Here is an 11207-nt window from a genome sequence, read left to right as displayed (position 1 = left end):
AGTGCGTGCAGGTTGCCGGCCAGCGGCCGGCACTACCTTGGAGCGGTCAGGCCTTCTTGCGTTCGGCGATGTAGGCCTGGATCTGCTGTTCCAGCACCGGCAGCGGCACCGAGCCCTGCTTGAGCAGGGTGTCGTGGAAGCCCTTGATGTCGAACTTGTCGCCCAGTTCCTTCTCGGCCTGCGCGCGCAGGCGCACGATGGCGATCTCGCCCAGCTTGTAGCTCAGCGCCTGGCCCGGCCAGGAGATGTAGCGGTCCACTTCGGTGGTCACTTCATGCTCGCTCAGCGCGGTGTGGTCACGCAGGTAGGCCAGTGCCTGCTCGCGGGTCCAGCCCTTGCTGTGCACGCCGGTGTCGATCACCAGGCGCGCGGCGCGCCACATTTCGTAGGTCAGGCGGCCGAAATCCTCGTACGGGGTTTCGTAGATGCCCATCTCCACGCCCAGCTTCTCGCAGTACAGCGCCCAGCCTTCGCCATAGGCGGAGATGTAGGCGTTGCGGCGGAACTCGGGCAGGTTCTTCTGCTCGGCGGCGATGGCGCCCTGCAGCGCGTGGCCCGGATCGGATTCATGCAGGGTCAGCGCCGGCAGGTTGTACAGCGGGCGCGATGGCAGGTTGTAGGTGTTTAGCCAGTAGGTGCCCATGCCACCACGGCCGGCGGTCCAGAACGGTGCGATGTCCGGCGGCACCGGCACGATGGTGAAGCGCGCGCGCGGCAGCGTCATGTACTTGCCCAGCTGGCCGTCTGCCCGCTTGGAGATCCACGCCGCGCGCGACAGCAGCTCTTCCGGGGTCTTGGCGTAGAACTGCGGATCGGTACGCAGGAAGGTCAGGAACTCGGCGAAGCTGCCCTTGAACTTCACCTGCCTGATGATGTCGTTCATCTCGCCCTGGATGCGAGCGACTTCGCCCAGGCCGATGCGGTGGATCTCGTCCGGCGACAGGTCCAGCGTGGTGTATTCGTGGATCTGCTGCTTGTAGTACGCCTTGCCGTCCGGCATCGCTTCGGCAGCCAGCGTGGTGCGCGCCTGCGGCACGTACTCGCTGACGAAGAAGGTGCGCAGCTGCTGGAACGCCGGCACCACCTTGCCACTGATCGCTTCGCGCGCCTGCGCCTGCAGCCTGGCCTGCTCGGCGGCCGGGATGCTGTTGGGCAGCTTCTTGAACGGCGCGTACAGCGGCGATTCGGTCGGGTCCTTCAGTTCGGCAACGGTGGCGATGGACACCTCGCGGCCATCGAGCACGGCACGCGGCACGCTGAAACCTCGCTTCAGGCCGGCGCGCATGTTCTCGGTCTGCTGGCCGAAGTAGCGCGGCACGTCATTCAGGCGTGCGATGTAGTTCTGGTAGTCCTGCACGGTCTTCATCTCGCGCCGGGCCATGAAGGACAGGTTCGACCAGAACGAGGAGTCGGCGTTGAACGGCATCTCGTAGCCGCGCAGGCGCACCTCTTCGGCCAGGTTGAACACCTGGTCGCGGTAGATCGCGTAGTTGACCTGGTTGTCGGCCGACAGGGTCTTCGGGTCGATCTTCTTCAGCGCGGCCAGGGTCTCGTCCCACACCTTCAGGCGTGCCTGCTGTGCGGCCGGGCCGACGTCGGGCATGCGGGTGGCATTGGCCGGGGCATCTTCGTCCTCACTGGCCTCACCGCCGCCGTCCTGACGCCACTTCCATTCCTTCTCGTACACCGCACGGAAGGCGGCGTCGGCGGGCGATTCGGTGGCCACGCTGGCCGGTGCAGCGGTGGCGGGCGGCGCGGCCAGGGCCACGGCGGGGGCGGACAGGGCAATCAGCAGGGCAACGGCAAGACGGGTTTTCACGAGCACAGGTTCCCGGGAAGGCAGACCCCGATCATGGCACCGCCCACCGCCGGTGGCATGGGACGAAGGTCCTGCCTGCAACGCAGGCATGACCGGGAACCGGCCGCAGGCCGGGGCCCCAGCGCCGAAGGCGCGTGGTAGAGCCGACTGTTAGTCGGCTGCTCTTCCGCCAGACGTGGCAAAGTCCCGCTGCTCTGGTAGCTGCCAACCTTGGTTGGCATCACGGAAACCCAGCGCCGACCAAGGTCGGCATCTACCGGAGACGGCCGCCGAACATGCAGTAGATCCACGCCATGCGTGGATACGCCGGGCCGGGATGCACATGTGCCGACCAGGGTCGGCACCTGCCGGATGGGGCCCCGGGGCCTCAGTGGCTGGCCCTGTCCCGCTTCCAGCCCCGGTGCTTGATGTCCAGCTGCAGGCTGTACAGCGCGGTGAACGCCGGGAACAGGTTCTGCAGCACGCCCACCGAGTCCTGCTTGGCCGAGAACAGGAAGTAGCTCAGCGTCATCAGGCTGCCGACCACGCTCATGTACCAGAACAGGCGCGGGATGACCGGCTTGCCGGCGCGCTTGGAGGCGATGAACTGGACCAGCCAGCGGCCGCCGAACATCAGCGCGCCGGTATAGCCGATCAGCTTCCAGCCGGTCACGTGCAGGCCGGTCCAGTACAGCCAGGTCAGCGGCTGGTCGAGCCAGTGCAGTGCCAGGCCCATCACCGCTCTTCCACCGCGGTGCGCTTGCTGCGGGTGATCAGCCAGGCCACGCCGCGCAGGTCGCGGATGCCGACCAGCGCGCGGCCCAGGTTGTTGTACTTGGACACGCCGGCGGTACGGTGGCGGTGGTTGACCGGCACGCTGATGGTCTTCCAGCCGGCACGCTGCATCAGCGCCGGCAGGTAACGGTGCATGTGGTCGAAGTACGGCAGGTCGAGGAAGGCGTTGCGCTCGAACAGCTTGATGCCGCAGCCGGTGTCGGGCGTGTCATCGCGCAGCATGCGCGCGCGGATGGCATTGGCCCAGCGGCTGGCCCAGCGCTTGCTGCCGCTGTCCTGGCGGTTGACGCGCCAGCCGGCAAACAGCTTCACCTGCGCCTCGGCCGCATCGCGCGCGGCCAGCAGCTTGGGAATGTCGGCCGGATCGTTCTGGCCATCGCCATCCAGGGTGGAGATCCAGGGCGCCCGCGCATGCTTGACGCCGGTGCGCACCGCGGTGCTCTGCCCGCTCTGGTTCACGTGGTGCAGCACCCGCAGTTCCGGCGTGGTCGCCTTCAGGCCCTGCAGGACCGCCAAGGTGTCATCGCGCGAGTGGTCATCGATGTAGATGATCTCGAACGGTACCCGGCCACGCAGCGCCGCGGTGATTTCGGTGACCAGCGGGGTGACATTGTCGCGCTCGTTGAACACGGGGACGACAACGGAAAGCTCGGGTTGGCTCATAAGGCACTCGGCCAAAGGGGGACAAAGACCGCGCATTCTCCGAAACCGAGGTTATCCGAAGATGAACCCGGCGGCGTGAGGATCCGTCCTCAGGCGCGATCACCAAAGTACTCGCGGCACCATTCCACGACGGGTGGCAGTCCCACTTCGATCGGGGTCACCGCGTCGAAGCCGAAGGCGTCATGGGCGCGCCGGGTATCGGCCATCGTGCGCACCATGTCGCCGGGCTGCATGGGCTTGTAGACCTTCTGCGCGGGGCGGCCGGCAGCCTGCTCGATCACGCCGATGAAGCGCTCCAGCTCGACCGGCGTATGGTTGCCGAGGTTGAACACCCGGTGCGGCACCGGACCATCGGCCGGATGCGCGAGGGCGCCAAGGATACCGGACACGATGTCGGAGACATGTGTGAAATCGCGCTGCATGCGGCCTTCGTTGAACACATCGATCGGCCGCCCGGCCAGCACCGCGCGCGAGAACAGCAGCGGCGCCATGTCCGGCCGGCCCCACGGCCCATACACGGTGAAGAAGCGCAGGCCGGTGGCGTGCAGGCCGTACAGCTGCGCGTAGGTGTAGGCCATCAGCTCGTTGGCGGCCTTGGTCGCCGCGTACAATGAACGCGGCTGGTCCACGCGCTGGTCTTCGGAGAACGGCGGCGTGGCCGAGTCGCCATAGACCGAGCTGCTCGACGCATACACCAGGTGCTGCACGCCACGGTGGCGGCACAGTTCGAGCATGTTGACGAAGCCGACCAGGTTGCTGTCTACGTAGGCGTGCGGGTTTTCCAGCGAATAGCGCACGCCGGCCTGCGCGGCCAGGTGGATCACCGCGGTCGGCTGCACCTCGTCGAACAGCGCGGCCAGGCCATCGCGGTCGGTCAGGTCCAGCGTGCGCAGGTCCAGCGTCGGGCACAGCGCGGCCACGCGGTCGCGCTTGATCTGCGGGTCGTAGTAGTCGTTGAAGTTGTCCAGGCCGACCACCGGCTGGCCAGCCTCCAGCAGCGCGCGGGCGGTGTAGGCACCGATGAAGCCGGCAGCGCCGGTGAGCAGGAGGGTCATTGCAGTTGCCTGGAAATCAATGAGTACAGGTGCAGAGGATACGCTGCGGGCTCAGAACAGCCCGAAACGCTTCTTGGCCACATTGCTGCGGCCGGGTTCGATCACGTCCTGGATGTTCTTCGCATCGAAGCGGTCGAGCAGTGCTTCGGCGCCCTTTTTCAGCTTCAGGTCCATCTCTTCCGGGTACAGCGGCATGAGGGTCATGAAGGCGATGGTCTTGCCATCCTCAAGAACCAGCTCGGCGAAGTCTTCCGGGGTGGTCACCGGCGGCAGCACGATGGCACCGTCGAAACCCACGCCCGGCGTATAGGGCTCGCTGGGGTGGCCGTTGGGGATGGTGTGGCCGAAGCCCAGCCAGGTGTCGTACTCGTGCGGCAGCCGCGCCATTCCCTTCAGCAGGCGCACCGGCCAGTAGTTGCGCTCGTCCTCGAAGGCGTCCTGCGAGATCGGCCAGTCAGCCGGCAGGGTCACCATCAGCTCCATGTAGCGCGGCACGTCCGCGTCCACCTCGGCGGGCACGGTCATCGGCAGGTCGCTCATGCCGGAGGTCACCAGCCGCAGGTACGGGAACTGCTCATTGGCCGGCACCACGTGCACGTCGATGTGCACCAGGTCGGAGATGATCTCGTGGAAGACGCCGGACACCGGGCCCAGATGGCGCTCGATGTGCGCGCTGATCGCCTCGATGTGTTCTTCGCCCTGCGCCGGCGTGAAGTCCTTCTGGCGGCTGTGCACCATGATCGGGCTGCCGCCCGGGCTGACGTCGTCGAATGCGTTGCTCATGTCCTGCTCCCTGGATGAGGCCACGGGCCAGAGGACAGTGCAGGCCCCGGCGCGCGCGGCGGTGCGTTCCCTGTCATTCACGGGACACGGCAGGAACGGGCCGCGTCCCCCGTTGCTGCACCGGGCTCAGCCCTGGCGCGTACGCAGCTTTTCCAGCACGCCGTCGAGCGTGTCCAGATCGGTGTAATGGATGATCAGCTTGCCCTTGCCGCCGCGGCCGTGGTTGATCGCCACCTTGGCCCCGAGGGCTTCGGACAGCTCGGTTTCCAGCGAGGCGATGTCGGCCTGCTGCACCTTCGGCGTGGCCACCGGGCGGTTGCTCGGCACCTTGCCGGCGGCGAAGGCCTGCGCACGGCGCTCGACCTCGCGCACCGACCAGCCTTCGTCGGCCGCTTCCTGCGCCAGCTTGCCGGCCAGCTCGGGGGCCAGGGTCAGCAGCGCGCGGGCGTGGCCCATTTCCAGGCGGCGGGTTTCCAGCAGCAGGCGGATTGCCACCGGCAGCTCCAGCAGGCGCAGCAGGTTGGACACCGCCGCGCGCGAGCGGCCGACGGCCTCGGCGGCCTCGGCATGGGTCAGGGTGAATTCGCTGATGAGGCGTTGCAGCGCTTCGGCTTCTTCCAGCGGATTGAGGTCTTCACGCTGGATGTTCTCGATCAGCGCCATCGCGATGACGGTGCGGTCTTCCAGCTCGCGCACCACCACCGGCACTTCGTCCAGGCCGGCCAGCTGCGAGGCGCGCCAGCGGCGTTCACCGGCGACGATTTCGTAGTTGCCCGCCGGCAGCTGGCGCACCAGGATCGGCTGGATCACGCCCTGCGACTTGATCGAATCGGCCAGCTCGGACAGCTTGCCCTCGTCCATCTCGCGGCGCGGCTGGTACTTGCCCGGCTGCAGCTGGCCGACGGCCAGCTTGCGCAGCACTTCGCCCGGCAGCGGCTCGATCACCGCGGTGGTGGCCTGCACCTGGCTGACCGCGCCCTTGGGACCGAGCAGCGCATCCAGGCCACGGCCGAGGCCTCGCTTCTTGGCTGCCGGCTTGCTGCTGGTCATCAGACGGTCTCCACGGCCTTGGCGGCCTTGTTGCGTTCGTTGTTGCGGCGGATGATCTCGCCGGCCAGGCCCAGGTAGGCCACGCCACCGCGCGAGGCGCGGTCGTAGCCGACGATGCTCTGGCCATGGCTGGGCGCCTCAGCCAGGCGCACGTTGCGCGGCACGATGGTGCGGAACACGCGGTCGCCGAAGTGCTCGGTGAGCTCGGCCGAGACCGCGTTGGCCAGGTTGTTGCGCACATCGAACATGGTGCGCAGCACGCCTTCGATCTCCAGCGCCGGGTTCAGGCTGGTGCGCAGCGCTTCGATGGTCTCCACCAGCGCGCTCAGGCCTTCCAGTGCGTAGTACTCGCACTGCATCGGCACGATCACCGAATCGGCGGCGGCCAGCGCGTTGAGCGTCAGCAGCGACAGCGCCGGCGGGCAGTCGATCAGGATGTAGTCGTACTCGTCGCGGATCGGCGCCAGCGCGCGCTTCAGGCGCTGCTCGCGCTCGCTCTCACCCATCAGCTGGATCTCGGCGGCGGTCAGGTCGATGTTGCCGGGCAGCAGGTCGTAGCCCTCGGCGGCCTGCACGCGCACGTCGGCAGCACTGTTCTCTCCAAGCAGCAGATCGCAGGTGGAGGCAGCCAGCTCGCGCTTGTCCACGCCACTGCCCATGGTCGCGTTGCCCTGCGAATCCAGGTCGACCAACAGCACGCGCTTGGGTGCGTTGGCCAGGGAAGCGGCCAGGTTGACGGCGGTCGTGGTCTTGCCGACGCCACCCTTCTGGTTGGCGATGGCGATGATGCGGGCCATGCGGGTGTGCCTCGTCGACGTGTGCTGGGACCGGTCATTATGCGTACAACCGGCCCCTTGCGGAAATCGTGAATCGCCAACCCGTTGTTCCACAAGGGGCTGGCGGCGGTAATCAGGGGCCCGTAACAGTGACCAGGTGGCGTTCGCCGGCCAGGCCGGGCACGCTCAGCGGGGTCACCTCACGCACCTGCCAGCCTTCCGGCAGGTCCGCGATCTCTTCATGGGGATAGACGCCCTTCATGGCCAGCAACACGCCACTGGGGCGCAGCAGGTGGCCGCCAACGCGGACGATGCCGGCCAGGGTGTCCATCGCGCGCGCGGTCAGCTGGTCGTAACGGCCGGCCTCGTCCAGCGCCTCGGCGCGTGATTCGGCCACGCGGGCGTTGCCCAGGCCGAGCTGGCGCACCGCCTCGCGCATGAAGCGCGCCTTCTTGCCGTTGCTCTCGACCAGGGTGACCTGCAGGCCCGGGCAGGCGATGGCCAGCGGGATGCCGGGCAGCCCGGGGCCGGTGCCGAGGTCGGCCAGGCTGCCATCGGCCACGAACGGCTGCATCGCCAGCGAGTCGAGCAGGTGGCGGGTGACCATCTCCTGCGGGTCGCGGATGGCGGTGAGGTTGTAGGTGCCGTTCCAGCGGTGCAGCAGGGCCAGGTAGCGCAGCAGCGGCGGTGCCAGCGCGGCATCCAGGCCCATGCTGGCCAGGCCCTGTTCCAGCGTGGCAGTCACGCTGGCGGGAAGTGGGTGTTCGCTCATGCCGGCATTATCGCCGGTTTTGCGCGCTGATTCCCCGCTTCAGTGCGGATACCAGGCCAATGCCGCGCGGAACTGCCCGCTGGCCTGCCATTCGTGCAGGTGCCAGCGCGCGGCCTCGCCCAGTTCCGGGTCGCACCAGCGCAGGTGCAGGGCGCCATCATTGCCGGGGGCCAGCTGCAGCCGGTGCAGGCCGAACGAGATGCCTTGGCCGTGGGCTTTCAGCATCGCTTCCTTGGCGCACCACACGCGGAAGAACCAGTGCTCGCGCCCGGCCTCGTCCAGGCGTTCCAGCCAGGCCACTTCCTCGGGGTGGAAGAAGCGCCGCACGATCTCCAGCAGGCGTGGTCGCGGCCGCAGCAGCTCAAGGTCCACGCCCAGCCGCACGCCCTCGCCCAGCGCCACCAGCAGCACCTCACCGCTGTGGCTCCAGCCGGTGCCGTAATGGGCCAGTGCGCCGGTCAGTTCAGGCCGTCCCTTGCCATCGCGCACCAACGGCAGCGCCTGCGGTTCGGCCCCCAGCGCCTGCGCCAGCACCTGCCGCGCCTGCGGTTCACCGCGCTGGCCGGGCACGTGGGTGCGCCGCCAGACCGTCACCGGGCCGAAGCGCCACGGGCCGTCGAGGGTGGCTGGCAGGCTCATCCGCACGCGCCCATCACACAATTGCACGACGGGTTCACAGCCATGCGCGTCAACTGGTCATAGTTCCCCACCGGAGGTTCGATCATGGGCATCATCATCTGGCTGATCGTCGGCGGCATCGTAGGCTGGCTGGCCAGCATCATCATGAAGCGCGACGCCCAGCAGGGCATCATCCTCAACATCGTGGTCGGCATCGTCGGCGCGCTGATCTCCGGCTGGCTGTTCGGCGGCGGCATCAACGAAGCGATCACCATCCGCACCTTCCTGTTCTCGCTGATCGGTGCGGTGATCCTGCTGGCGATCGTCAACCTGTTCACCCGCAAGAGCATACGCTGACGCGGCGGTCGTGCCGGCCGCTGGCTGGCAGACGCATCACAAGGGGCCCGGCAATCGTCGGGCCCCGTTCTGTGGAGTCGAGCTTGCTCGACTGCATGGGAGATCAGTCGAGCAAGCTCGACGCTACTTCCACCCAGGCCGGCGCGTGGTCGCTCGGGCGTTCCCAGGTACGCGGCTCGCGGTCGATGCCCGAGGCCACCGCACTGCGCTTCAGCGCGTCGGAGACCAGGGTCAGGTCGATGCGCAGGCCCAGATTGCGGCGGAAGCCGGCGGCACGGTAGTCCCACCAGCTGAAGGTGCCCGCCTCGTCGTTGTGCAGGCGGAAGCCATCGTGCAGGCCCAGCTGCAGCAGCTTGTTCAGCGCGCCGCGCTCGGCGGTGGAGGTGAGGATGTGGTTTTCGTTCCACACCTCCGGGTCGTGCACGTCGCGCGCGTCCGGGGCGATGTTGAAGTCGCCCATCACGATCAGCTTCGGGTGCCGCTGCATTTCCTCGGCGATCCAGGCATGCACCGCCTCCAGCCAGCGCAGCTTGTAGTCGTACTTGTCGGTGCCGATGTCCTGGCCGTTGACCACGTACAGGTTGATCACCCGCAGGTCGCCGAAGGTGCCGGCGATGACGCGCTTCTGCTCGTCCTCGAAGCCGGGAATGCCGATCTGCACGTCCTGCGCCGGCTCACGCGACAGCAGCGCCACGCCGTTGTAGGTCTTCTGGCCGGCGAACACGCTGCGGTAGCCGGCGGCGATCAGCGCCGAATCGGGGAACTTGTGGTCCTCCAGCTTGGTTTCCTGGATACCGACGATGTCCGGGCCGAACGCCTTGAGCCACTGCTCCAGGTGCGGCAGGCGGACATTGAGCGAATTGACGTTCCACGAGGCGATCTTCATGGGGGGCATTCTACCCGGCCCGGGTTTGGTAGACGCCAACCTTGGTTGGCGCATGGCACCTACCGGTAGTGCCGGCCGCTGGCCGGCAACCCCTTGAACCGTCGGCAAGACCCTGCAGTTGCCGGCCAGCGGCCGGCACTACCGAAGCAGCAGCTTCAGCAACCCGGCAATCTTCGAGTACGGCGGCCGCAACCGATCGCTGGCCGCCCAGCGCGACTGCCACAGCACCGGCAGCCGCTTGCTCATCGCATCGAACCCGGCCCGGCCGTGGTACGCGCCCATGCCGCTTGCCCCTACCCCGCCGAACGGCAGGCCATCGGCCGCGAAATGCAGCAGCGTGTCGTTGACCGTCACCCCACCGGCCACCACCTGGCCGAGGATGCGCTCCACCGTCGCTTTGTCATGGCTGAAGGGATACAGCGCCAGCGGCCGATCGCGGGACAGCACGTCGGTCAACGCGTCATCCAGATCCGGGTAGGCCCGTACCGGCAGGATCGGGCCAAAGATCTCCTCGCGCATCAGCTCCAGGTCGTCCGGCGGGTCCAGCACCACGGTCGGCACCAGCAGGCGCTCGCGGTCGGCGCGCGCCTCATCCACCTGCGCCAGCGGAATGACCGGCACGCCGCGTTCGCGCGCCTGCGCCAGATAACCCTGCAGGCGCCGGTACTGGCCTTCGTTGATGATGCGTGTGTAATCGTCGGCATCGCTGAAGTCGCCGTAGCGCTCGCGTACCTGCTGCTGCAGCGCCTGCACGAACTCACGCTGGCGCGCGGTGTCGATCAGCACGTAATCCGGCGCGATGCAGGTCTGGCCCGCGTTGAACCACTTGCCGGTGGCCAGCCGCGTTGCGGCTTTGTCCAGTGGGAAATCGCGGCAGACGATGGCCGGCGACTTGCCGCCCAGTTCCAGCGTGACCGGCACCAGATGCTCAGCCGCGGCAGCCATCACCTTGCGGCCCACCGCCGTCGAGCCGGTGAACAGCAGATGGTCCAGCGGCAGCGAGGACACCGCCGCGGCCACGTCCGCCCCACCCTGCACCACCGCCACCCGATCGGGCGGGAACACGCTGGCCAGCAGATCGGCCAGGAATGCACTGGTGCGCGGGGTGTGTTCCGAAGGCTTCAGCAGCACGTGGTTGCCGGCGGCGATGGCGGTGGCCAGCGGCACCAGTGCCAGCGTGACCGGGTAGTTCCAGGGCGAGATCACCCCGACCACGCCCAGCGGCGTCGGCCGCAGCTGCGCGCGCGCCGGCCACAATCGCCAACCGGCGCCGACCCGCTGCGGCTTCGACCAGCGGCGCAGGTGGCGGCGCAGGTGGTCGATGGCCGACAGCACGCTCATGCCATCGGCCAGCTTCGATTCGGTGTGGGCGCGGTGGCCGAAATCCTCGGCGATGGCCTGTGCCATCTCGTCCAGGCGCGGCTTCAGCGCCTCGCGCAGGCGGCGCAGGTCGGCTTCACGCTGGTCGAGCGACGGGCGCTGTGACTGCCAGGCATTGCGCAGGGTGTGCAGGATGGTGGGGAGATCGGCGGGGGCGATGGTGGTCATGGGCCGACTATACGGGGTGCTGCGCAACGCAATGGTAGTGCCGGCCGCTGGCCGGCAGCCTTGCATTTGCTGCGGGCGAGCAGTCATTACCGGCCAGCGGCCGGCA

The 11207-nt window shown here is 67.9% G+C and carries 12 protein-coding genes; 1 reads left to right on the top strand and 11 read right to left on the bottom strand.

The features are described from left to right. Window positions 1-46: 46 nt before the first annotated feature. From N7590_RS20795 to N7590_RS20755, 9 genes are all read right to left on the bottom strand, one after another. The gene (locus N7590_RS20795) at window positions 47-1819 is read right to left on the bottom strand and encodes a DUF885 family protein (RefSeq protein WP_279935855.1); all 1773 of its coding nucleotides are present in this window, start codon (window positions 1817-1819) and stop codon (window positions 47-49) included. Window positions 1820-2186: 367 nt separating this feature from the next. Further along, entirely contained in the window at window positions 2187-2534 is a 348-nt protein-coding gene (locus N7590_RS20790) for a lipid-A-disaccharide synthase N-terminal domain-containing protein (protein ID WP_006476984.1), read from the bottom strand. Further along, window positions 2534-3256 (bottom strand): glycosyltransferase family 2 protein, encoded by a 723-nt coding sequence (locus tag N7590_RS20785; RefSeq protein ID WP_164240808.1) that lies wholly within the window; start codon window positions 3254-3256, stop codon window positions 2534-2536. Before N7590_RS20785 ends, N7590_RS20790 begins: the two co-directional genes overlap by 1 nt. Window positions 3257-3345: 89 nt before the next feature. Further along, entirely contained in the window at window positions 3346-4311 is a 966-nt protein-coding gene (locus N7590_RS20780) for an NAD-dependent epimerase/dehydratase family protein (RefSeq protein ID WP_164240809.1), read from the bottom strand. Between the two features lie 51 nt (window positions 4312-4362). Continuing rightward, window positions 4363-5094, bottom strand: coding sequence for a suppressor of fused domain protein (locus N7590_RS20775; RefSeq protein ID WP_164240810.1), 732 nt, complete (start codon window positions 5092-5094; stop codon window positions 4363-4365). A 126-nt stretch (window positions 5095-5220) separates the two neighbouring features. Next, entirely contained in the window at window positions 5221-6144 is a 924-nt protein-coding gene (locus N7590_RS20770; protein ID WP_008267278.1) for a ParB/RepB/Spo0J family partition protein, read from the bottom strand. Continuing rightward, complete coding sequence (locus N7590_RS20765; RefSeq protein WP_006476989.1) at window positions 6144-6941, bottom strand: ParA family protein; 798 nt, start codon at window positions 6939-6941, stop codon at window positions 6144-6146. The genes N7590_RS20770 and N7590_RS20765 overlap by 1 nt, the downstream gene beginning before the upstream one ends. A gap of 112 nt (window positions 6942-7053) precedes the next feature. Beyond that, window positions 7054-7692, bottom strand: coding sequence for a 16S rRNA (guanine(527)-N(7))-methyltransferase RsmG (gene rsmG / locus N7590_RS20760; RefSeq protein ID WP_164240811.1), 639 nt, complete (start codon window positions 7690-7692; stop codon window positions 7054-7056). 39 nt (window positions 7693-7731) lie between these two features. Next, on the bottom strand, window positions 7732-8331 hold the full coding sequence (locus tag N7590_RS20755; protein WP_164240812.1) for a 4'-phosphopantetheinyl transferase superfamily protein: 600 nt from the start codon (window positions 8329-8331) through the stop codon (window positions 7732-7734). A gap of 84 nt (window positions 8332-8415) precedes the next feature. Between N7590_RS20755 and N7590_RS20750 the strand changes: the two genes are divergently transcribed. After that, on the top strand, window positions 8416-8667 hold the full coding sequence (locus N7590_RS20750; protein WP_005411656.1) for a GlsB/YeaQ/YmgE family stress response membrane protein: 252 nt from the start codon (window positions 8416-8418) through the stop codon (window positions 8665-8667). Window positions 8668-8770: 103 nt separating this feature from the next. Here the strand turns inward: N7590_RS20750 and xth are convergent, their stop codons facing one another. Together xth and N7590_RS20740 are read right to left on the bottom strand one after the other, a co-directional pair. Continuing rightward, the gene (gene xth / locus N7590_RS20745) at window positions 8771-9553 is read right to left on the bottom strand and encodes an exodeoxyribonuclease III (protein ID WP_279935854.1); all 783 of its coding nucleotides are present in this window, start codon (window positions 9551-9553) and stop codon (window positions 8771-8773) included. A gap of 138 nt (window positions 9554-9691) precedes the next feature. Then, a complete protein-coding gene (locus tag N7590_RS20740) occupies window positions 9692-11101 on the bottom strand; it encodes a coniferyl aldehyde dehydrogenase (RefSeq protein ID WP_164240814.1) in 1410 nt (469 codons plus the stop codon). Window positions 11102-11207 lie beyond the last annotated feature (106 nt).

The organism is Stenotrophomonas sp. GD04024, assembly GCF_029837545.1.
Taxonomy (GTDB): domain Bacteria; phylum Pseudomonadota; class Gammaproteobacteria; order Xanthomonadales; family Xanthomonadaceae; genus Stenotrophomonas; species Stenotrophomonas forensis.
This window is presented reverse-complemented; position numbering and strand designations above follow the sequence as displayed.

Bases quoted from the DNA above. Each gene is read 5' to 3' on its own strand.
- N7590_RS20765 (WP_006476989.1), bottom strand. From the start codon at position 6,941: ATGGCCCGCATCATCGCCATCGCCAACCAGAAGGGTGGCGTCGGCAAG.
- xth (WP_279935854.1), bottom strand. From the start codon at position 9,553: ATGAAGATCGCCTCGTGGAACGTCAATTCGCTCAATGTCCGCCTGCCG.
- N7590_RS20790 (WP_006476984.1), bottom strand. From the start codon at position 2,534: ATGGGCCTGGCACTGCACTGGCTCGACCAGCCGCTGACCTGGCTGTAC.
- N7590_RS20775 (WP_164240810.1), bottom strand. From the start codon at position 5,094: ATGAGCAACGCATTCGACGACGTCAGCCCGGGCGGCAGCCCGATCATG.
- N7590_RS20785 (WP_164240808.1), bottom strand. From the start codon at position 3,256: ATGAGCCAACCCGAGCTTTCCGTTGTCGTCCCCGTGTTCAACGAGCGC.
- N7590_RS20780 (WP_164240809.1), bottom strand. From the start codon at position 4,311: ATGACCCTCCTGCTCACCGGCGCTGCCGGCTTCATCGGTGCCTACACC.
- N7590_RS20770 (WP_008267278.1), bottom strand. From the start codon at position 6,144: ATGACCAGCAGCAAGCCGGCAGCCAAGAAGCGAGGCCTCGGCCGTGGC.
- N7590_RS20750 (WP_005411656.1), top strand. From the start codon at position 8,416: ATGGGCATCATCATCTGGCTGATCGTCGGCGGCATCGTAGGCTGGCTG.
- rsmG (WP_164240811.1), bottom strand. From the start codon at position 7,692: ATGAGCGAACACCCACTTCCCGCCAGCGTGACTGCCACGCTGGAACAG.
- N7590_RS20740 (WP_164240814.1), bottom strand. From the start codon at position 11,101: ATGACCACCATCGCCCCCGCCGATCTCCCCACCATCCTGCACACCCTG.
- N7590_RS20755 (WP_164240812.1), bottom strand. From the start codon at position 8,331: ATGAGCCTGCCAGCCACCCTCGACGGCCCGTGGCGCTTCGGCCCGGTG.